The following is a 21,303-nucleotide window of genomic DNA, read 5'->3' as shown; positions in this document are numbered from 1 at the left end:
GGTGGCCATCGACATGGAAGCCATGCTCGCCAAGATCAAGGATCGCCAATGGGCGCTCGCCGACATCGACTGGGGCGCGCCCGGCGCCGAGACCATCCGGGACGAATTCCGCCCCAAACTCAAGGCCTTCATGGCCGACCTCTGCTGGATCGAGAACGTCGGCGCCCGCGGATTCGCCGCGCTGGCCAAGAAGGCGCCCGACCCCACGCTGGCGGAGATTTACCGCTACTTCCACGCCGAGGAGCAGCGCCACGCCAACGCCGAGATGGCGCTCATGAAGCGCTGGGGGATGCTCGACGACGGGGAACTACCCGAGCCGAACGTCAACATCCGGCTGTCCATCGAGTGGCTCGACGTGTTCGCCGACAGCATGCCGCTGTCCGTGCTGGGCACCGTCATCCCGATGCTGGAGGTGGCCCTCGACGGTGCGCTGCTGAAGTTTTTGCTCGACACCGTGGAAGACCCGGTGTGCCACCAGGTGTTCGAGAAGATCAACAACGATGAATCGCGGCACATCGCAGTCGATTTCGAGGTGCTCGACCTGATCGGACACGCCAGGGCGCGCCGACTGGCCATCGAACTCGTCGGCCGCACGGCATCCCCGGGCCTCATCATCGGCATGCTCATGTACGTTCCGCTGCTCAAACGCATCTACGGCGAGATGGCCGAGATGGGACTGGAGCCCGAGCGGCTGAACAACGCGGTCAAGCGGTTCAAGCAGCTCGGCGAGCGCGGGGAACACACCTGGCGAGTGCCCACCTACCAGCTCCTCAAGCGGCATGGCGCCATGGTCGTCAATCCGCGGCATCCCTATCAGCTCCTGGCCGGTTCGATGGTCTGGCTGTCCGACCGTTACCCCAAGACGCTGCTGAGGCCCGTGCCCAGCTGGTTCAAGGAACTCACCTACAAGCCGGCGGCCTGACCATGACAACCGACCGCGCCCACGCGGTGCTCATCATCGGGGCCGGCTTCACCGGACTGGGCGCGGCCATCCGATTGGCCGACGCCGGGGTCGACGACATCGTGATCCTGGAACGCGGTGACCGGGTCGGCGGAACCTGGCGCGACACAACCTATCCCGGCGCCAGCTGCGACGTCCCCTCGCTGCTGTACTCGTATTCGTTCGTCAAGAACCCGGCCTGGTCGCGCACCTACTCCCCCGCCCCGGAGATCTGCCGGCACCTCGAGGACATGGCGACCAGATTCGACATCCGCCGCCACATCCGATTCGGCCAGGAGGTCAGCGGCCTGGCCTTCGACGAGGCTGCCGGGGTCTGGACCGCAACCACCAGGGGCCGCAAGCGATTCCGCGCGCGCACCGTCGTGCTGGCCTCCGGCCCGCTGTCGGACGTGAGCTTTCCCGACATTCGCGGCCTGGACAGCTATCGCGGACACAAGGTGCACAGCGCCCGCTGGGACCACGGCTACGATTTCGCGGGCAAGCGGGTGGCCGTGATCGGCACCGGCGCCAGCGCGATCCAGATCATCCCCGAGTTGGTGAAGCAAGCCGGGTTCGTCAAGGTGTTCCAGCGCACGCCCTGCTGGGTGTTGCCGCGCCTGGACACCGCCACCCCGCCGGCCGTGCAGGCCCTGTTCGCGAAAGTCCCTGCCGCCCAGCACCTTGCGCGTCAGGCCCTGTTCTGGGGACACGAGGCCAGCGCCACCGCGCTGGTGTGGGACACGCCGCTGACCTCGGTGGCCGCGCGCCTGGGGCGGGCACACCTGCGGGCGCAGGTGAAGGACCCGTGGCTGCGGCGCCAGCTGACGCCGGACTTCCGCCCGGGGTGCAAGCGCATGCTGGTCTCCAGTGACTACTACCCCGCCCTGCAGCGCGACAACTGCAAGCTGATCGACTGGCCGATCGCCACCCTGAGTCCGGCCGGCATCCGCACCAGCGACGGCATCGAGCACCACCTCGACTGCATCGTGTTCGCCACCGGCTACGACGTCCATCTGACCGGACCACCGTTGGCGATCACCGGGCTCGGCGGTCGGTCCCTGGCCGACGAATGGGCCGGCGGCGCACAGGCTTACAAGAGCATCAACGTGCACGGGTATCCGAACCTGTTCGTGATGACCGGACCCAACTCCGGGCCGGGCCACAACTCCTTGCTGGTCTACATCGAGGGTCAGCTGGAGTACGCGGTGCGTGGCATCACCGCCATCCTCGACGACGACCTGCGCTATCTCGACGTGCGGGAAGACGCCCAGCGCCGCCACAACGACGACATTCAGCGCCGCCTGACGAAGACGACGTGGATGTCCGGCTGCCGCAGTTGGTACCTCACCGAGGACGGATACAACGGCTCGATGTACCCGGGTTTCGCGACGCAGTATCTTCGCCAGATGAGGGATTTCCGCTACCAGGATTACCAAGCGGTGGCGCGGCGCGCGTCTGCCGTCTCGTCGGGCTGACACATGGCACCCGACCGCCCGCTCGACCGTTCGTCAAAAACCGAACCCGGCACGATCGCCAGCGTGCTGCACAACGTGCGGCGCGCGCCCAAGCGCGTCCGGCGCCAGTCGCGGGAATACCGGCAATTGATCGAGACGGCGGTCTCGCAACTTTTCGACGCGGCGGTCCGCCATCCCCACGGCGACCCCGCATCCGGTGAATACCGGATCGACGACCTGGCCCGGTTGGCCGGCACCACGACCCGCAACATCCGGGTCTATCGCGACCGCGGGCTGCTCCCCCCGCCGTTGCGCGTCGGTCGCATCGCCCTGTTCAACGACACCCATCTGACCCGGCTGCGGCTGATCACCTCGATGCTGGACCGCGGATACACCATCGCGCACGTACGCGAAATGCTCAGCGCCTGGGAAGAAGGCAAGAACCTGGGTGACGTGCTCGGCCTGGAAACGGCGATCGTGGGCACCTGGACCACCGAGAAACCGGAGACCATGCCGCTTGTCGACGCTCAGCGACTCGTCGACGACCCGGAGGCCTTCGATCGCCTGGTGGCGCTGCAGGTTGTCCGGGTCGACGGGGGCAACGCCACCGTGACCCGCCCGAAGCTGATCGAAGCGTTCAACGAAATCCGCAGCTACGGCGTCGAATTGGAAAAGCTGATCGACTTACACGAGCAGATCGTGCCGGAGATCGACAAGATCAGCGACCTGCTGGTGCGCGCCGGGGCCGAGCACGTGCTGGGTCGCATCAAGCCCGGCGAACCGCTTCCGGCGGATGCCGAGATCGCCGAGTTGATCACCATGCTGGTGCGTTTCCGGACCCAAGCCGTCGCCACGGTTACCGCCACACTCGCGTCGTCGATCGAGTCCAACATCGAGTCGCTGGTGAGCCGCATCCTCTCCGACTACCTGGAGTCCAGCTCGTCGGCCTGAGCGTGAGGCTCCGGCGTCAGTGTCCGCTCAGGGTCAGCCGCCCCTCCGTTTCGAGCACCTTCCTGGCGGTGATCTTCTCGGTCTTGCGGGCCTCGCGCTCGAGATAGCGATGCTTGGATTCCTCGAATTTGTCGGAGGCCTGCTCGAGCTCCTTGACCAGCACCGCGAGGTCGTCGCGCATCCGCGCGGCATCGCCGCTGAAGTCTTCGCGTTCGAAGATGCGCCAGTTTCTGAGCACCGGCATCACCACTTCGTCGAGATGGATGCGGGGGTCGTAGACGCCGCCGACGGCGATGACCACCGCCTTGCGCCGGAACTCCGGCACCGTGAACCCGGGCATCTTGAAGTTGCGCAGGATCCGGTGCACCGACTTCATCGCCTGGTTCGGGGCGATGTCCAGACCCGCCGCACTGACGTCCCGGTAGAAGATCATGTGCAGGTTCTCGTCGTGGGACACCCTGGCCATCAGCCGCTCGGCGATGGGGTCCTGAGAGGCCTTACCGGTGTTGCGGTGGGAAACGCGGGTGGCCAGCTCCTGGAACGACACATACATGACCGAGTCGAACAGGCTCTCGGCAAACATGTCGCCCTGCTGATTCTGCCCCGGGCTGAAGCCGCGGGTCATTTGCTCCATGCGCAGCTTCTCCAACGCCACCGGGTCGACGGCGCGGGTGACCACCAGGTAGTCGCGCAGCGACGTGCTGTGCCTGGCCTCCTCGGCCGTCCACCTGTTGACCCACTGCCCCCAGGGGCCGTCCATGCTGAAGTTCATCGCGATCTCGCGGTGATACGCGGGCAAATTGTCCTCTGTCAGCAGGTTTTGCACCATCGCCACCTGCGCGACGTCGGGCAGTCGGGTGTCGCCGGGCTCCCAGTCCTGACCGTCGAGCGCATAGAAATTCTTGCCGTCGGACCATGGGACGTAGTCGTGCGGATTCCACTCTTTGAACATCGACAGGTGGCGGTTGAGCAGACCCTCGACCACAGGCTCCAGCTCGTGGAGTAGCTGCAGGTTTGTCAGATCTTTGGACACAAAGCCCTCCAGTTATGTGTGCCGTCAAGTAACGCACAATGTATCTGTGTCATGCGGTTACATAAAGATGACACGCCGGGAAAACGCGAACTAGGGCCAAAGGTCCCTATGCCGGAAAAGGGCGCTCACCGCGCCGCGGAGGCCTTCGCCGGCCACCGATCAGACGAGTTAAAGGCGCGCCACCAGATAGGGCGCGAGGGTGGACAGCTTTTCGCAGGTCTCTTCGAATTCCCGCTCGGGCGTGGACTCTTCGATGATGCCGGCCCCCGCTCGCAGCCACGCCTTGCCGTCGCGTTCGTAGGCCGCCCGCAGGGTCAAGGCTGCGTCCAGGGCGCCGTCGGCCGAAAACATCACGACCGCTCCGGAATACAGCCCGCGCGGGCTCTCGTCCAGACGCAGGATCGCTTCCACCCCGTCACCTTTCGGGATCCCCGACGCGGTGACGGCCGGGAAAAGCGCTTCCAGCGCGTCCATCCGGTCGTTCGCCGGACCCAGCCGCCCGGTGACCGTCGACCCGAGGTGCTGCACACTCCCGCGCTCCCGCACCGTCATGAAGTCGGTGACCGCCACCGTGCCGGATTCGGCGATCTCGGTCATCTCCTGAAGCGAGCTCCGCACCGAAATCGCATGCTCGACAATCTCCTTGGAATTCGATTCCAGATCGTCTCGCGCCTGCCGGTCGCGCGCCACACCGCGACCCAGCGCCCGGGTACCCGCCAGGGGCTCAGTCACCACCATCCCGTCCTCACGGACGGCCGCGACGAGTTCGGGGCTGAAGCCGACCACCCGAATCCCGCCCAGCCGCAACAAGAATGACCGCACCGGGGTGTTGTGTCGGCGACCCAGCCGGTAGGTGGCCGGAAAGTCCAGCGGGAAGGGGATTTCCAGACGCCGCGAGAGGATCACCTTGTGGTAGCGGCCGGCGGCGATCTCGCCGACGGCCGACGCCACCCGATCGCGGTAGCCCGAAGGGTCGGCGAGAACGTCGAGGGCGCGAGCCTGGCGCGCGTCGGGCACACCGTCGCCCAGCAGGCCGATTACCGCATCGCGATGCTCCGCCGTCGCGCCAAACAGCTGGACCTCCTCCCGGGTCACCACGATGCGAGTGCGCGGCCAGAACACGCGCGCCAGCGGGGTTCGTGGCGCCAGCCGCTGCTGCAGCCCATAGCGGTAGACGCCGAACTCGAAGGCGATCCAACCGAAGAGATGGTCGGTCTCGAGCAACAGCCTGTCAACGGCTTCGCCCAGGACGGGACCGGGCCGCCCCGACCACTCTTGCCGCCGGGTCACCCCGTCTCGGATGACGCGCACCTCGTCACTGTCCAGCTCGATCATCGCGCGCACGCCGCTGGCCAGCACCCATTGGCCACGGCGCTCATACAGCACGTATTCCTCGCCCACCCGCTCGGGCAGCCGCGCGACCAGCTCGGCGGCCAGGTCGGCCGGGTCGACGTGAGCGGGAAGCGGAATCGGTGACGACGCGGAGCCGGCGGAACTCGTCTGAACGCTGACCTGGGTCACGATTAGTAAATGTAGCCTAACCTATGTAACTGCGCGCAACCGATCCCCGCCGCCGCCGGTCACGGCCCGCCGTCCACCCGAATGAGGCTTGTGATCAACGCGCGGGCCACCCCGACACGCGGCGCACCCCCAAAGCCTCGATGCCCGGTTCGGTCTGCCGTTTTCGCAGATGGCGAGGGCGGGGAGGGGCGTCGCCGAACCTCAGAGCCCCCGCCGCGGCGGCATCGGCGACACCGAACGTTTCCCGAGCGTTTACGTTATGGCCGCACAGCGCCCCGCCTAGATCACGGAGCGTTTCCTAAAATCACTGCCTAACCGCGTGAACCGCTGGCCACGGGACCCTGTGGGTGCGGTGGTCGGCCAGCTCGGTCGGCGCGGGTAAAGGAGTGGCGTCGTGAACTCCAGTGCGGACGTTCGAGGGTTGCGTGAGCCCGCGTCGGGCGACGGGCGCATCGTGAACCAACCCGCTTGATCGACGAATACCGCCCAACGATGCCGAGAGGAACACCATGTTCGTAATCCGCCTTGCGAACGGCGAAGAGGTCCAGGGCGGCGACGGGGACGAGCTCGAGATCAATCAAGAGACGGGTGTGCTCAGGGTTTCCCGGGTCGACGGTTTCGAGGAAATCACGACCCATTACTCGCCAATGGCGTGGCTTTCGGTGACGCACCGGAAAAAGGGCGTCGGGGTGAGGCCGTCGCTGATTTCGTCCAATCGCTGACTCTGCGCCAGCTCCTCAGCAAATACACAGCACTTTCACGCCAAATCCACCACTATCTTGCGGCCGCCCCGCGTCCCGGAAATCACCACGGGTAGGCATCTGACCAGCGCTTTCGCCGCCTTCGGCCGCCCCGGATCGCTCCGACACGCCCAAACGCCGTACTGCACATCCGAGTGGCGGTTTGACACCCGCGAGGATAAATTTTCACGGTCGTCGGGATGTTCGTGGTGGCTCCGCTTGCGGACGGTGCTTTCCTGATCACCGCACTCATGGAGGAAGGCATCGGATGCTGCAAGAGTTTTGGCAAAACTTCACCCACAACCTGTTCAAGCCGCTGCTGCTCTTCTTCTACTTCGGATTCCTCATTCCGATCCTGAAGGTGCGCTTCGAATTTCCCTATGTGATCTATCAGGGTCTGACGCTGTACCTGCTGCTGGCCATCGGCTGGCACGGTGGCGAGGAACTCGCCAAGATCAGCGCCGGCAGCGTCGGAGTGATCGTCGGATTCATGGTGTTGGGCTTCGTGCTCAACTTCTTGATCGGCGGCATCGCCTACCTGCTGCTGAATTGGCTGACCTCCCTTCGCCGAATCGACCGGGCGACGGTCGCCGGATATTACGGGTCGGACTCGGCGGGCACGTTCGCCACCTGCGTGGCCGTCCTGACGGCGGTCGGCATGGCGTTCAACGCCTACATGCCGGTCATGTTGGCGGTCATGGAGATTCCGGGCTGCCTGGTGGCGCTGTACTTTGTGGCGCGCCTTCGCCATCGCGGGATGGACGCGGCCGGGAACATGGCCGACGAGCCGGGATACACCGCGCCGGTCACGGTCGGAGTCGGACCCGGCGCCGCTGCGATGCCCCCGCACGGACAGAGCCTCGAGGAGGCCGAACACGAGCGCGGAATCGAGCAGGAACTGGAATTCTCCCTGGAGAAACTCGACCACCCGGACTGGGAGCCCGACTCGAGCCCGCACACCGCACGCAAAAGGGCGCCCATCCTCTCGCGGGAGCTGTTCCAAGAGGTCTTCCTCAACCCCGGGCTGGTCCTGCTCATGGGCGGCATCATCATCGGCCTCGTCAGTGGGTTGCAGGGCCAGAAGGTGGTCGCCGACGACGACCGGTTCTTCGTCCTGGCGTTCCAGGGCGTGCTCTGCTTGTTCCTGCTCGAGATGGGCATGACCGCCTCCCGGAAGCTGAAGGACCTGCGGACGGCCGGTCCCGGCTTCATCTTCTTCGGCCTGCTGGCCCCGAACATCTTTGCGCCGCTGGGCATCCTGGTCGCCCACATCTACTCTTCCCTCACCCATGCCGATTTCCGGCCGGGAACCTACGTACTCTTCGCGGTGCTCTGTGGCGCCGCGTCCTACATCGCCGTCCCCGCCGTCCAGCGGCTGGCGATTCCCGAAGCCAGCCCCACCCTGCCGTTGGCGGCATCGCTCGGCCTCACGTTCTCCTACAACGTCACCATCGGGATCCCGCTCTACATCGAGGTCAACCGCCTGATCTCACACTGGTTCTAGGGTCGCCCAGGCCGAGCGATCGCCGGGTCATCGTGGGCCGCGGCTTCGTTCACGGATTGCGGCGGGTCGCCGGCCGGCGCCCGGTTCCACTCGTTGTTAATTGTTCGTAACGACGGGTTGGGTCGGGTCCACCGCGTCGGTGGGTTCCACTAAATTCCTTGACGCCGCGCGTCGGTTGCCGCCCCCTGCAGGGCCCGACTGCGTCGCCGGGAGGCGCACATGCTTTACGAGTTGTGGCAGAACTTCATCCACAATCTCTTCAAGCCGCTGCTGCTGTTCTTCTATTTCGGGTTCCTCATCCCGATTCTGAAGGTGCGCTTCGAGTTCCCGTACGTGATCTATCAGGGCCTGACCATGTACCTGCTGGTGGCTATCGGCTGGCAGGGCGGTGAGGAACTGGCGAAAGTCAAACCTGCCGACATCGACAACATCGCCGGGTTCGTTGCTCTGGGCTTCGCGCTGAATGTCCTCGTGGGCGCGCTCACCTACTTACTGCTCAGATACCTGACCAGTCTGCGTCGAGTCGACCGGGCGGCGGTTGCCGGCTACTACGGGTCGGACTCGGCGGGCACCTTCGCAACCTGCGTCGCCGTCCTGACCGGCCTGCGGATCGCCTTCGACGCCTACATGCCGGTCCTGCTGGCGTTCATGGAGATTCCCGGTTGCCTGGTCGCGCTCTACCTGGTGGCCCGGCTGCGGCACCGGGGCATGGACGAGGCCGGGTTCATGCCGGACGAGGACGGCTACACGGCGCCGGTGGCGGTGGGGCCGGGGGTGGCCGAGCAGCGGGAAGGGGCCCCGGGCGCTGACGACCTCGAGCGCGGGATCGAGGAGGAGCTGGAGCTCTCGCTGGAAAAGCAAGAGCATCCCGAGTGGTATGGGGACAACCCGGGGCGCAACAAGGCGCCACTGATGTCGGGAGCCATCTTGCGGGAGGTGTTTCTCAACCCCGGGCTCATCCTGCTCGTCGGTGGTATCGCCATCGGGTTCATCGGCGCGCTGCAGGGCCAGAAGGTGGTGCACGACCAGAACGAGCTCTTCGTCGCGGCGTTTCAGGGTGCGCTCTGCCTTTTCCTGCTCGAGATGGGCATGACGGCGTCGCGCAAGTTGCGGGATCTCAAACTCGCGGGCAGCGGATTCATCGTCTTCGGTTTGTTGGCGCCCAACGTGTTTGCGTTGCTGGGGATCGTTGGCGCCTACTGCTACGCGAACCTCACCGACACCCACTTTCAGCCGGGTACCTATGTCCTGTTCGCGGTATTGTGCAGTTCGGCGTCCTACATCACGCTGCCCGCGGTCCAGCGGTTGGGCATCCCCGAGGCCAGCCCTACCCTGCCGCTGGCGGCGGCGCTGGGTTTGACGTTCTCCTACACCGTGACCATCGGGATCCCGCTCTACGTCGAGATGAATCGCGCACTCGCGCAATGGTTTCCGGCGAGCTGAGCGCTACCCCAGGACGGTGCGCACCACAGCGTCGGCCAGCAGCCGTCCACGCGGGGTGAGGACGAACCGGTCGGCGTCGGACACCAGCAACCCGTCGGCGACCGCGCCTTCGGCGCGCTCGCGTTCGCCGGGAGTCAACACCTCGCGCGGAAGACCCTGTCGCAGTCGGGTTTTCAGCAGCACATCTTCGGTGTGCAGGGCATCGGCGTCCAACCGCTCGAATCCCCCCACCGGCAATGCCGCACCGGCCAGCGCCTCCGCATAGGCGTTGGGATGCTTGACGTTCCACCACCGCACGGAGCCGACATGGCCATGGGCTCCCGGCCCCGCGCCCCACCACTGGCCGCCATCCCAGTAGCCGAGGTTGTGTCGGCATTCACCGCCGGGCCGCGACCAGTTGGACACTTCGTACCACGACATGCCGGCCTCGGACAGCCGGGCATCGACCAACTCATAGCGGTGCGCCAGCACGTCGTCGTCGGGAGCCGCCAACTCGCCGCGCCGAACCCGCCGGGCCAGCGCGGTGCCTTCCTCGACGACCAGCGCGTAGGCCGACACGTGGTCGACGCCGGTGTCGACGGCCGTGTCGACCGAGCGCAGCAGATCGTCGTCGGACTCCCCCGGCGTGCCATAGATCAGGTCGAGGCTGACGTGTTCGAAGCCCGCCTCCAATGCTTCGCGGGCGGCGGCCGCCGACCGGTTGGGGGTGTGAATGCGGTCGAGGACGCCCAGCACGGTCGGTGACACCGACTGCATGCCGAGCGACACCCGCGTGTAGCCGGCCGCGCGGACGGCGTCGAAGAAGTCCGGCCAGGCCGACTCGGGGTTGGCCTCGGTGGTGATCTCGGCGTCGTTTGCCAGCGTGAAATGCTCGCGGACCATGTCCAGCACCGCCGCCACCCGGGTACCACCCAACAGCGATGGTGTGCCTCCGCCGACGAAAACCGTGTTCACCGTCGGCCCCGGAAGCCGCTCGGCCGCCAGCTTCAGCTCCGTCCGCAGCGCCGCCAGCCAGGCGTCGGGGTTGACACCACCCAACTCGGCCGGGGTGTAAGTGTTGAAATCGCAATAGCCGCAACGGGTTATGCAGAACGGAACATGGATGTACAGCCCGAACGGCCGCCCGGGGACGAGCTGCAGATCGGGCAGCTCGACCCGTTCCTCGCGAAGTGCCATGCCAAATCATCCCACGGTGCGCCCGCCGGGTAGGGCGCGTCGATCAGCCGGGGACCGGGCGGGCGGGACATTCCCGGGTGTTCCGGCCGGCCCGGCCAACTTAATCGGGGAATTCCGCTCACCGCGAGTGGATCTTTGACCTGTTGGCAACGGCATTCATCGGCGTGGCACAATGGAGGCGTGACCGTTGCTGAGGCAAGCCTTCGCATTGCGCTCGTGGCGCGGCGGCACATTGATCTCAAGCGTGTTTGCAGCTGTTGCTGTCTCCCTTGATGTCGTAGACCCGCCCACCTGTACGTCCAGCTGGCATCGGATCTGCGCCGCCGATACCACCGGTGAGCTGTGCTTCTATGCCTGCGATGTCCACAAGGAGACCTTTTCCAATGACCACAGCCCGACCCGCCGGATCCCAGAACAAGGCTCGTAACGAAGGCCAGTGGGCGCTGGGAGACCGCGACCCGCTCAACCCCAACGAGGAGATGAAGCGCGCCGGCGCCCCCCTCGAGGTGCGCGAGCGCATCGAGAACGTCTACGCCAAGGCCGGCTTCGACAGCATCGACAAGAGTGACTTGCGCGGCCGCTTCCGCTGGTGGGGGCTTTACACCCAGCGCGAACAGGGCTACGACGGCACGTTCACCGGGGACGAGAACGCCGATCTGCTCGAAGCCAAGTACTTCATGATGCGGGTGCGTTGCGACGGCGGCGCGCTGTCGGCCGCCGCGTTACGCACGGTCGGACAGATTTCGACCGAATTCGGCCGCGACACCGCCGACATCTCCGACCGGCAGAACGTGCAGATTCACTGGATCCAGGTCGAAGACGTCCCGGAGATCTGGCGGCGACTCGCCGACGTCGGCCTGCAGACCGCCGAAGCGTGCGGCGACTGCCCCCGCGTCATCCTGGGGTCACCGCTGGCCGGCGAGTCACTCGACGAGGTGCTCGACCCCACCTGGGCGATCGACGAGATCGTGCGCCGCTACATCGGCAAGCCGGACTTCGCCGACCTGCCGCGCAAGTACAAGACCGCGATCTCGGGTCTGCAGGATGTCGCGCACGAGATCAACGACATCGCCTTCATCGGGGTCAACCACCCCGAGCACGGGCCCGGGCTGGACCTTTGGGTCGGCGGCGGCCTGTCCACCAATCCGATGCTGGCCCAGCGGGTCGGCGCGTGGGTGCCGCTGAACGAGGTGCCCGAGGTCTGGGAGGCGGTGACGTCGATATTCCGCGACTACGGCTACCGGCGGCTGCGGTCCAAGGCCCGGCTGAAGTTTCTGATCAAGGACTGGGGCGTAGAAAAATTCCGTGAAGTGCTCGAAACGGAGTACCTCAAGCGGCCGCTGATCGACGGCCCGGCCCCCGAGCCGCTCACGCATCCGATCGATCACATCGGGGTGCAACGGCTCAAGAACGGGCTCAACGCGGTCGGGGCCGCTCCGATCGCCGGCCGTGTCTCGGGCTCCATCCTCTCGGCGATCGCCGACCTGATGGAGCGGGCGGGCTCGGACCGGGTCCGGTTCACCCCCTACCAGAAGCTGGTCATCCTCGACATCGCCGACGACAGACTCGACGAGGTGCTTGCCGGCCTGGCGGCGCTGGGCCTGCAGACCAAACCGTCCCATTGGCGGCGAAACCTGATGGCCTGCAGCGGGATCGAATACTGCAAGTTGTCGTTCGCCGAAACCCGGGGCAGGGCGCAGGTCTTGGTACCTGAGCTGGAACGCCGGCTCGAGGACGTCAACGCCGCGCTCGACGTGCCGATCACGGTCAACATCAACGGTTGTCCGAACTCCTGTGCGCGAATTCAGGTGGCCGACATCGGCTTCAAGGGCCAAATGGTCGATGACGGCCATGGGGGCTCGGTCGAGGGCTTTCAGGTGCACCTGGGCGGCAGCCTCGGGCTGGACAGCGGATTCGGGCGGAAGCTGCGCCAGCACAAGGTCACCAGTGACGAGTTGGGTGACTACATCGATCGGGTGGTGCGCAACTTCATCAAACACCGCAGTGCGGGAGAGCGGTTCGCGCAGTGGGCGATTCGGGCGGATGAGGACGATTTACGATGAGCGGGCAGGCAACGAAACGGACCGAGGCGCAACTGCGGGACCTGGCGGCGCGTGGCGCCGCGGAGCTCGAGGGCGCCAGCGCCACCGAGGTCCTGCGTTGGACCGATGAGACTTTCGGCGGACTCAACGGGCCGCGCGGTTGGGCCACCTGCAATTACGTGCTGACTTCCAGCATGCAGGAGGCCGTGTTGATCGATCTGGCGTCCAAGGTCCGGCCGGGCGTGCCGGTGGTCTTCCTGGACACCGGCTATCACTTCGCCGAAACCATCGGGACCCGGGATGCGGTCGAATCGGTGTACGACATCCACGTCCTGAACATCACCCCCGAGCAGACGGTGGCCGACCAGGACCGGCTGCTGGGGAAGAACCTGTTCGGCCGCGACCCGGGCGAGTGCTGCCGACTGCGCAAGGTCGTGCCGCTGCGCCGGGCCCTCAATGGCTACTCGGCCTGGGTGACCGGCCTACGCCGCAGCGAGGCGAGAACGCGTGCCAACGCCCCGGTGGTCGGCTTCGACGAGGGCTTCAAGCTGGTGAAGATCAACCCGCTTGTGACGTGGACCGACGAGGACATGCAGAACTACATCGACGAGCACGGCGTGTTGGTCAATCCCCTTGTCTACGACGGGTACCCGTCTATCGGCTGCGCGCCCTGCACGGCCAAGCCCCTCGCCGGGGCCGACCCGCGCAGTGGGCGCTGGCAGGGGTTGTCGAAGACCGAGTGCGGGCTGCACGCCTCGTAACGGAGGGCCGAGGCCTCACGCCGACGTCAGCGTGGTTTGGTCTTCGCCGGCGGGGCCGTCGCCGTCATCGGCCGTCATCTTGGCGGCAATGAACGGCGTGCGGGTCGCGCGCACGTAGACAGTGTCGCCCTCGCGCAGGGCCAGCGCCTCGGCGTCGCCGCGGGTGATCTGCGCGGTGAAGGGCCCTCCGGTGGCGGCGCTGGTCAATTCCACCCGCACCTCGAAGCCCAGCACGACCACGCGGTCGACGGTGGCGCGCACCACCCCGATCGACTCCGCGGTGCCGTCCCCGCCCGCGATCGCCATCTCGGGGCTGCGGCCCACCCGGATGTCATGTGGCCGAACCAGATTGCCGTTCAGGGTGGACACCGCCCCGAGAAATGACATCACAAAGGCGCTCGCCGGCGCGTCGTAAACCTCGGTCGGCGATCCCACCTGCTCGATGCGGCCGTGATTGAGCACGGCGATCCGGTCGGCGACGTCCAGGGCCTCCGCCTGGTCGTGGGTGACCAGCACCGTGGTCACATGCACCTCGTCGTGCAGGCGGCGCAACCACGCGCGCAGGTCCTCACGCACCTTGGCGTCCAGGGCGCCGAACGGCTCGTCGAGCAGCAGCACCTGCGGGTCGACGGCCAGCGCCCGCGCGAGCGCCATGCGCTGCCGCTGCCCGCCGGAGAGCTGGTTGGGGTAGCGGTTCTGAAAGCCGCTGAGCCCCACCACTTCCAGCAGGTTGTCGACCTTGGCCTTGACCTCGGCTTTGGGTCGCTTGCGGATCTTCAACCCGTAGGCCACGTTGTCACGAACGGTCAAGTGTTTGAACGCCGCGTAGTGCTGGAACACGAACCCGATGCCGCGCCGCTGCGGCGGCACCCGCGTGACGTCCGAGCCGTTGATCGTGATCGTTCCGCTGTCGGGCTGGTCGAGCCCGGCGATGGCACGCAACAGGGTCGACTTGCCGGAACCGCTGGGGCCCAACAATGCCGTCAGCGAGCCGGAGGGCACGACGAAGTCCACGTTGTCCAAGGCCACGAAGTCGCCGTAGCGCTTAAAGGCATTGCGCACGACGATGGCGTGGTCGACGGGCCCGGTGTCGTTGACGGTCATCTGCGAGTCTCCATGTCAGGCCTACCTGACCGCCCGTGCCCGGCGGACATCCAGGATCACTTGGACGATCAGGACCACCACCGCGACGCCCATCAGCAACGTCGACAGCGCGTACGCCCCGTACTCGGCGCCGCGGTTATAGCGATCCGAGACCAGCAACGTCAGGGTCTGCGACTTACCCGGCAGGTTCGACGACACGATGATGACGGCCCCGTATTCGCCGAGGGTGCGCGCGACGGTCAGCACGATTCCGTAGGTCAAACCCCATCGGATGGACGGCAGGGTGATCCGCCAAAAGGTCTGCCACCAGCCCGATCCCAGGGTCGAGGCCGCCTCCTCCTGGTCGGTCCCCAGTTCGTGCAGGACCGGTTCCACCTCACGCACCACGAACGGCAGGGTCACGAAGACGCTGGCAAGCACGATGCCGGGCAGCCCGAAGATGATCTTGAACCCGAGATCTCTCTCTACGAAGCCGAACGCCCCCGCGGACCCCCACAACAGGATCAGGGCCACACCCACGATGACCGGTGACACCGCGAAAGGCAGGTCGATCGCCGCCTGCAGGACACCCTTGCCACGAAACCTGTTGCGGGCCAGCACCAAAGCGGTGGGAATGCCGAAGACCACGTTCAGTGGCACCACGATGGCGATGACCAGCAACGTCAGGTTCAACGCCGATATCGCCGCGGGTGTGCTCACCCAGTCGACGAATTGGCCGATCCCGGGTTGAAAGGTGCGCCACAGGATCAGGGTGACCGGCACCACCAGCAGAACGAAAATGTATGCGAGCCCGATGAATCGGATCAGGTACCGGACCCTGGGCGACAAGGTCACGGGGCCAGCTCCTCACGCTTGGCCGCGCGCCCACCTGCGATCCGCAGCAGGAAGAGCACGACGAACGAGATCGACAGCAGCACGATGGATATCGCGGCTGCGCCGGTGCGGTCGTCGTTCTCGATGAGGGTCCGGATCCATTGCGAGGACACTTCGGTCTTGCCGGGCACCGCACCACCGATCAACACCACCGACCCGAACTCGCCGATCGCGCGCGAGAACGCCAGTCCCGCACCGGACAACAGCGCAGGCGTCAACGACGGCAGCACGACCGAGGTGAAGATCTTCGGCGCGGTGGCACCCAACGACGCCGCCGCCTCCTCGGTCTCTCGATCGATCTCCAGTAGGACCGGCTGCACCGCGCGTACCACGAAGGGCAGGGTGACGAAGGCCAGCGCCACCGCCACACCCCAGGCCGTGTGCTGCAGATGCAGATGAACCGGGCTGTTGTTCCCGTAGAGGGCCAGCATCACCAGGCTGGCGACGATGGTGGGCAACGCGAACGGCAGGTCGATGATGGCATCGACGAGCCGTTTGCCGACGAAGTCGTCCCGCACCAGCACCCAGGCGATAACCAGCCCGAAGATCAGGTTCACCAAAGCGACGCCGGCGGAGATCGTCAGTGTCACCCGGAACGACTCCAGCGCGGCATTCGATGTGACCGCCGACCAAAAGGTGTGCCAGCCGCCGCCGGCGGCCTGCCATGCGATGGCGGCCAGCGGCAGCAGCACGATCACCGAAAGCCACACCGCCGCCACCCCCACCCGCAGGGACGTGACGCTGCCCCGGGAAGCCCGCCCGCCACCCGCCGGGCGGTCCCCGTCGCCGCCCGGCTCGGGTCCGATGATCTGGGAACCAGGCCTGAGCGCGGCCGTCATCCCGTGGCCTGCGTGTAGATCTTGGTGAGGCTACCGGTGGTCTTGTCGAACAACTGCGGGTCGGTCGTCTCCCAACCACCGAGGTCGGCGATGGTCCACAGCTTCACCGGCGCGGGAAACTGGCCGCGGAATTCGGCCGCGACGGCCGGGTCGACAGGCCGAAAGCCGGCCTGCGCCCACACCTCCTGCGCCGCGGCAGTGTACTGGAAGTTCTTGAAGGCGACCGCGGCATCCAGGTGTGGGCTGGTGCTCACCACCGCGACCGGATTCTCGATCTTGAAGGTCTGCGGGGGGTTGATGTGCTCGACCGGCTTGCCCGCGCGCTCCGTGGCGATCGCCTCGTTCTCGTAACTGATCAACACGTCCCCGCTGCCCTGGACGAAAACATCGGTGGCCTCACGCCCCGACCCGGGGCGCAGCTTGATGTGTTCGTGCACCAGCTTGCTGATGAAGTCGACGCCGGCCTGGGGGTTGCTGCCGCCTGCACTCTTGACCGCGTACGGTGCCAGCAGATTCCACTTGGCCGCACCCGAACTCAGCGGACTGGGGGTGATGACCTCCACCCCAGGCCGCAGCAGGTCATCCCAATCCTTGATGTTCTTCGGATTACCCTTGCGCACCAACAACGTCACCACCGACCCGAACGGAATTCCCTTGGTGGCGTCGGTATTCCAGTCTTTGGAAATCTTCCCGGCTTTGACCAGCCGGGTGATGTCCGGTTCGACGGAGAAGTTCACGACGTCGGCGGGCTTGCCGTCGAGGACGCCGCGTGATTGGTCACCGGAGGCGCCGTAGGAGGCGATCACCTGCACGCCCTTGCCCTCTTCGGCGGCATTGAACGCCGGGATCACCTTGCTCCACCCGGGTTCTGGGACCGAATAGGCGACCAGGGTGATGCTCGTGCGTGCGTTGCTGGGCCCGCCCCCGCCGACGACATCGCTGGGGCCGCCGCTACAGGCCGCGACCACACCGGCGATCAGCGCCAGCGCCCCGACGTACCGGACGGGCCGTGGGCGCGGCGCACTTCCGACGTCGATGAGCATGAGCGGCCTTTCCGTGCAGGACTTGTGGTTACGAGTCCCGTTGACGCGGAAAGGCGCATAACGCGTGTGGAGAATTCACGACTCCATACCAGACCGCACGGGATCGGGAGTCAGCGACAACAGCGCACGACGGCAGAGCATTCCAGGACACCGGATGCCACGTGCATGTCGCGAAGCCTAACAGGACCGGCGCCTCAGTGCGTCAGTAGCCAGGCGACGACCACCAGCACCACGAGCGCGACGAGAACCAGCGTCACGTGTGAGCGCGGCATACGAATTACCCGGCCGCCCCATCGGCGTGCCGGGCGCGGCGCATCAGCTCGATGCCCTTACCGAGCAGGCCGTCCGACACGGCGGCCCCAAGGTAGGCCACTGCCAGGACCACGGGCATCACCACCATGGCCTGCAGCACGAAGGCGAGCCCGGAAAGCCACAGCTCGTTGCCGTCCCACCAATTTAGGAACGCGTTCATCCGACTCAGACTATTCGCACCTCCCCGGGGAAACCAATGTGTGTCAAGATCGGCGCATGCCAGCCGGAGCCACCGAATCCGCGGAAACGACGTGCCTGATCGCCGGAGGAGGACCGGCGGGAATGATCCTCGGTCTGCTGTTGGCCCGCGCCGGCGTAAGGGTCACGGTGATGGAGAAACACGCCGACTTCCTGCGTGATTTCCGAGGTGACACCGTGCACGCGAGCACCCTGCGACTGCTCGACGAACTCGGTTTGGGGCCGGCGTTCGAGAAGGTTCCGCACCGGCTGGTCGAGAACATCCGCATGGAGATACAGACCTCGCCGGTAGATCTCGACCTGACCCGCCTGCCCGGGCCGCACCGGCACATCGCCCTGGTACCGCAATGGGACTTCCTCGAGATGGTGGCCACCGCGGCCGAGGCCGAACCGAGCTTCCGGTTGATGCGGAGCACCGAGGTGGTCGGCGTGATCCGCGAGGGTGGCCGCGTGGCGGGCGTCACGTACCGCGACCAGTCGGGCGAAACCAAGCAGATGCGCGCGCAATTGACGGTGGCCTGCGACGGCCGGTATTCGACGGTGCGTTCGGCCGTCGGCCTGACCCCGCGAAGTTACGGCGTCCCCATGGACGTGTGGTGGTTCCGGCTACCGCGGGTGTCCGGCGACCCGCGCGGGCTTTCCGGCATCCTGCGCTCCGGCCACGCGGTGATCGTGATCGACCGCGGCGACTACTACCAGATCGCCTACATCATCCCGAAGGGAACCGACGCCCGGATGCGGGCCGAGGGCATCGAGGCGCTGCACAAGGCGCTGATCAGCATGGTGCCCTGGCTCGGTGACCGCGTCGACGCGCTGGCATCGTTCGACGACGTGAAATTGCTTGATGTGCAGCTCAACCGGCTGGCCCGGTGGTACGCCGACGGCGCGCTGTTCATCGGCGACGCGGCACACGCGATGTCGCCGGTGGGCGGCATCGGCATCAACCTGGCGGTGGCCGACGCGGTGGCCGCCGCCCGCATCCTCGCCGGCCCGCTCCGCGCGGGCCGGGTGTCGACCCGCCAGTTGGCCCGGGTGCAGCTGAGGCGGTGGCCCCCGACAGCGTTGCTGCAGGCCGCGCAACGCTTTGTCCACGCGAAAGTGATCGCGGGAGCGGTGTCCGGAAGCGCTCAGGGCGCGCCGCGCGCCGTGCGCCTGGTGAGTCGGTCGGTGGCGTTGCGGCGGCTGGCCGCGTACCTGATCGCCATCGGGCCGCTGCCCGAGCACGCCCCCGGGTACGCCGAACGTCGGAACTGAACCGGGTACCGGCGCGCGACACCTGGCCCAAAAAATGGACGCCGGGCCGCTCAACAGATGATGATGTCGGGATGGTCCTGCACGCCCAGCCTGATGACCAGCCCGCCGACGCCATGCCCGAGGAGGCGTTCCAGGCGGCACCGGCGGTCTTGCCTTCGCCCATCGACTTCAGCGCACCGGCGCCGCTGGCCGCCAGCGGGGCACTGCGGAACCCGTTTCCGCCGATCGCCGACTACGCCTTCCTGTCGGACTGGGAGACGACCTGCCTGATCTCCCCCGCGGGATCCGTCGAATGGCTGTGTGTGCCGCGGCCGGACTCCCCCAGCGTGTTCGGCGCCATCCTGGACCGCAGCGCCGGCCACTTCCGGCTCGGGCCCTACGGCGTCTCGGTGCCCTCGGCCCGCCGGTACCTGCCCGGCAGCCTGATCATGGAGACCACGTGGCAAACCCACACCGGGTGGTTGATCGTGCGCGACGCGCTGGTGATGGGGCCGTGGCACGACATCGAGCGCCGGTCGCGGACCCACCGCCGCACCCCGATGGACTGGGATGCCGAGCACATTCTGCTGCGCACGGTGCGCTGCGTCAGCGGGACCGTCGAGCTGATGATGAGCTGCGAGCCCGCGTTCGACTACCACCGCGTGGGTGCCACGTGGGAATACTCGGCCAACGCGTACGGCGAGGCCATCGCGCGGGCCGCCAAACAGCCCGACGCCCATCCGACCCTGCGGCTCACCACGAACCTGCGGATCGGGCTGGAGGGCCGCGAAGCGCGGGCACGCACGCGGATGAAGGAAGGTGACGACGTGTTCGTCGCCCTGAGCTGGACCAAGCACCCGGCGCCGCAGACCTACGAGGAAGCCGCCGAACGAATGTGGCAGACCACCGAGTGCTGGCGCCAGTGGATCAACATCGGCAACTTCCCCGACCACCCGTGGCGGGCCTACCTGCAGCGCAGCGCCCTCACGTTGAAGGGGCTGACGTACTCGCCCACGGGCGCGCTGCTGGCGGCCGCCACCACGTCGCTGCCGGAAACCCCGCAGGGGGAACGCAATTGGGACTATCGCTACGCGTGGGTGCGTGACTCGACGTTTGCATTGTGGGGGCTCTACACGCTGGGACTGGACCGCGAGGCCGACGACTTCTTCGCGTTCATCGCCGACGTCTCCGGCGCCAACAGCAACGAGCGCCACCCGTTGCAGGTGATGTACGGCGTGGGCGGCGAACGCAGCCTGGTCGAAGAGGAGCTGCACCACCTGTCGGGTTATGACCATGCCCGGCCGGTGCGCATCGGCAACGGGGCCTACGACCAGGTCCAGCACGACATCTGGGGCTCCATCCTCGACTCGTTCTACCTGCACTGCAAATCCCGCGAACAGATCCCGGAGAGCCTGTGGCCGGTGCTGAAGAAGCAGGTGGAAGAGGCCATCAAGCACTGGCGGGAACCCGACCGGGGCATCTGGGAGGTCCGCGGCGAGCCTCAGCACTTCACCTCGTCGAAGGTGATGTGCTGGGTCGCGCTCGACCGCGGGGCGAAGCTGGCCGAGCGCCAGGGCGAGAAGAGCTACGCCCAGCAGTGGCGGGACATCGCCGAGGAGATCAAGGCCGACATCTTGCAACACGGGGTGGACTCCCGCGGGGTGTTCACCCAGCGCTATGGCAGCGACGCGCTGGACGCCTCGCTGCTGCTCGTGGTGCTGACCCGCTTCCTGCCGCCCGACGACCCCCGGGTGCGCAACACGGTGCTGGCCATCGCCGACGAGCTCACCCAGGAAGGCCTGGTGCTGCGCTACCGAGTCGAACAGACCGACGACGGGCTGTCCGGCGAGGAGGGCACGTTCACGATCTGCTCGTTCTGGCTGGTGTCGGCGCTGGTGGAGATCGGCGAGGTGGCGCGCGCCAAGCGCTTGTGCGAGCGGCTGCTGGCCTACGCCAGCCCGTTGCACCTCTACGCCGAGGAGATCGAACCGCGGACCGGCCGGCACCTGGGTAACTTCCCGCAGGCGTTCACCCACCTGGCGCTGATCAACGCCGTGGTGCACGTGATCCGCGCCGAGGAGGAGGCCGACGGGTCCGGGATGTTCCAGCCCGCCAACGCGCCGATGTAGGGCGTCC

General features: G+C 66.7%; 19 protein-coding genes. 11 read left to right on the top strand and 8 right to left on the bottom strand.

The annotated features are described in order from the left end of the window. Position 1 precedes the first annotated feature (1 nt). From U8D42_RS05560 to U8D42_RS05550, 3 genes are read left to right on the top strand one after another with little or no spacing between them, the layout of a single operon-like run. Complete coding sequence (locus U8D42_RS05560; protein ID WP_322858956.1) at positions 2-922, top strand: ferritin-like domain-containing protein; 921 nt, start codon at positions 2-4, stop codon at positions 920-922. 2 nt (positions 923-924) lie between these two features. Further along, positions 925-2,415, top strand: coding sequence for a flavin-containing monooxygenase (locus U8D42_RS05555; RefSeq protein WP_431523823.1), 1,491 nt, complete (start codon positions 925-927; stop codon positions 2,413-2,415). Between the two features lie 3 nt (positions 2,416-2,418). Further along, positions 2,419-3,345 carry a MerR family transcriptional regulator gene (locus U8D42_RS05550; protein ID WP_090420675.1) on the top strand — a complete coding sequence of 309 codons (927 nt, stop codon included), beginning with the start codon at positions 2,419-2,421 and terminating at the stop codon, positions 3,343-3,345. A gap of 16 nt (positions 3,346-3,361) precedes the next feature. Here the strand turns inward: U8D42_RS05550 and U8D42_RS05545 are convergent, their stop codons facing one another. Both U8D42_RS05545 and U8D42_RS05540 read right to left on the bottom strand, forming a co-directional pair. Continuing rightward, on the bottom strand, positions 3,362-4,378 hold the full coding sequence (locus U8D42_RS05545) for an acyl-ACP desaturase (RefSeq protein ID WP_322858957.1): 1,017 nt from the start codon (positions 4,376-4,378) through the stop codon (positions 3,362-3,364). A 168-nt stretch (positions 4,379-4,546) separates the two neighbouring features. Then, positions 4,547-5,899, bottom strand: coding sequence for a salicylate synthase (locus tag U8D42_RS05540; protein WP_322858958.1), 1,353 nt, complete (start codon positions 5,897-5,899; stop codon positions 4,547-4,549). Positions 5,900-6,408: 509 nt separating this feature from the next. Between U8D42_RS05540 and U8D42_RS05535 the strand changes: the two genes are divergently transcribed. The 3 genes from U8D42_RS05535 (at position 6,409) to U8D42_RS05525 (ending at position 9,586) form a co-directional block, all read left to right on the top strand. Then, a complete protein-coding gene (locus tag U8D42_RS05535; protein ID WP_085240293.1) occupies positions 6,409-6,621 on the top strand; it encodes a hypothetical protein in 213 nt (70 codons plus the stop codon). A gap of 286 nt (positions 6,622-6,907) precedes the next feature. Continuing rightward, positions 6,908-8,143 carry a sodium-dependent bicarbonate transport family permease gene (locus U8D42_RS05530; protein ID WP_322858959.1) on the top strand — a complete coding sequence of 412 codons (1,236 nt, stop codon included), beginning with the start codon at positions 6,908-6,910 and terminating at the stop codon, positions 8,141-8,143. Positions 8,144-8,362: 219 nt separating this feature from the next. Continuing rightward, on the top strand, positions 8,363-9,586 hold the full coding sequence (locus U8D42_RS05525) for a sodium-dependent bicarbonate transport family permease (RefSeq protein WP_322858960.1): 1,224 nt from the start codon (positions 8,363-8,365) through the stop codon (positions 9,584-9,586). Between the two features lie 3 nt (positions 9,587-9,589). Here U8D42_RS05525 and hemW read toward each other — a convergent pair whose 3' ends face one another. Next, entirely contained in the window at positions 9,590-10,762 is a 1,173-nt protein-coding gene (hemW, locus tag U8D42_RS05520; protein ID WP_322858961.1) for a radical SAM family heme chaperone HemW, read from the bottom strand. A gap of 180 nt (positions 10,763-10,942) precedes the next feature. Between hemW and U8D42_RS29340 the strand changes: the two genes are divergently transcribed. The 3 genes from U8D42_RS29340 (at position 10,943) to U8D42_RS05510 (ending at position 13,565) form a co-directional block, all read left to right on the top strand. Beyond that, a complete protein-coding gene (locus tag U8D42_RS29340) occupies positions 10,943-11,035 on the top strand; it encodes an Ms4527A family Cys-rich leader peptide (protein ID WP_431523822.1) in 93 nt (30 codons plus the stop codon). A 110-nt stretch (positions 11,036-11,145) separates the two neighbouring features. Next, entirely contained in the window at positions 11,146-12,825 is a 1,680-nt protein-coding gene (locus tag U8D42_RS05515) for a nitrite/sulfite reductase (protein ID WP_322858962.1), read from the top strand. Continuing rightward, positions 12,822-13,565 carry a phosphoadenylyl-sulfate reductase gene (locus tag U8D42_RS05510; RefSeq protein WP_322858963.1) on the top strand — a complete coding sequence of 248 codons (744 nt, stop codon included), beginning with the start codon at positions 12,822-12,824 and terminating at the stop codon, positions 13,563-13,565. Before U8D42_RS05515 ends, U8D42_RS05510 begins: the two co-directional genes overlap by 4 nt. 15 nt (positions 13,566-13,580) lie before the next feature. On the opposite strand, the gene U8D42_RS05505 is transcribed toward U8D42_RS05510, so the two are convergent. From U8D42_RS05505 to U8D42_RS05485, 5 genes are all read right to left on the bottom strand, one after another. Next, entirely contained in the window at positions 13,581-14,669 is a 1,089-nt protein-coding gene (locus U8D42_RS05505) for a sulfate/molybdate ABC transporter ATP-binding protein (protein ID WP_322858964.1), read from the bottom strand. Between the two features lie 21 nt (positions 14,670-14,690). Next, entirely contained in the window at positions 14,691-15,503 is an 813-nt protein-coding gene (cysW, locus tag U8D42_RS05500) for a sulfate ABC transporter permease subunit CysW (RefSeq protein ID WP_322858965.1), read from the bottom strand. After that, positions 15,500-16,381: a sulfate ABC transporter permease subunit CysT gene (gene cysT, locus U8D42_RS05495; RefSeq protein WP_322858966.1), complete on the bottom strand. Its 882-nt coding sequence runs from the start codon at positions 16,379-16,381 to the stop codon at positions 15,500-15,502. The genes cysW and cysT overlap by 4 nt, the downstream gene beginning before the upstream one ends. Next, positions 16,378-17,424, bottom strand: a complete 1,047-nt coding sequence (locus U8D42_RS05490; RefSeq protein WP_322858967.1) for a sulfate ABC transporter substrate-binding protein — start codon at positions 17,422-17,424, stop codon at positions 16,378-16,380. Before U8D42_RS05490 ends, cysT begins: the two co-directional genes overlap by 4 nt. Before the next feature lie 277 nt (positions 17,425-17,701). Next, the gene (locus U8D42_RS05485) at positions 17,702-17,896 is read right to left on the bottom strand and encodes a hypothetical protein (RefSeq protein ID WP_085240282.1); all 195 of its coding nucleotides are present in this window, start codon (positions 17,894-17,896) and stop codon (positions 17,702-17,704) included. A gap of 56 nt (positions 17,897-17,952) precedes the next feature. Between U8D42_RS05485 and U8D42_RS05480 the strand changes: the two genes are divergently transcribed. After that, positions 17,953-19,188: an FAD-dependent oxidoreductase gene (locus U8D42_RS05480; protein WP_322858968.1), complete on the top strand. Its 1,236-nt coding sequence runs from the start codon at positions 17,953-17,955 to the stop codon at positions 19,186-19,188. A gap of 71 nt (positions 19,189-19,259) precedes the next feature. Beyond that, positions 19,260-21,296, top strand: coding sequence for a glycoside hydrolase family 15 protein (locus tag U8D42_RS05475; protein WP_085240280.1), 2,037 nt, complete (start codon positions 19,260-19,262; stop codon positions 21,294-21,296). Positions 21,297-21,303 lie beyond the last annotated feature (7 nt).

The organism is Mycobacterium europaeum, from assembly GCF_034555895.2.
Taxonomy (GTDB): Bacteria; Actinomycetota; Actinomycetes; order Mycobacteriales; family Mycobacteriaceae; genus Mycobacterium; species Mycobacterium europaeum.
Note: the sequence above shows the minus strand (reverse complement) of the source record. Positions and strands in the feature narration are given on the sequence as shown.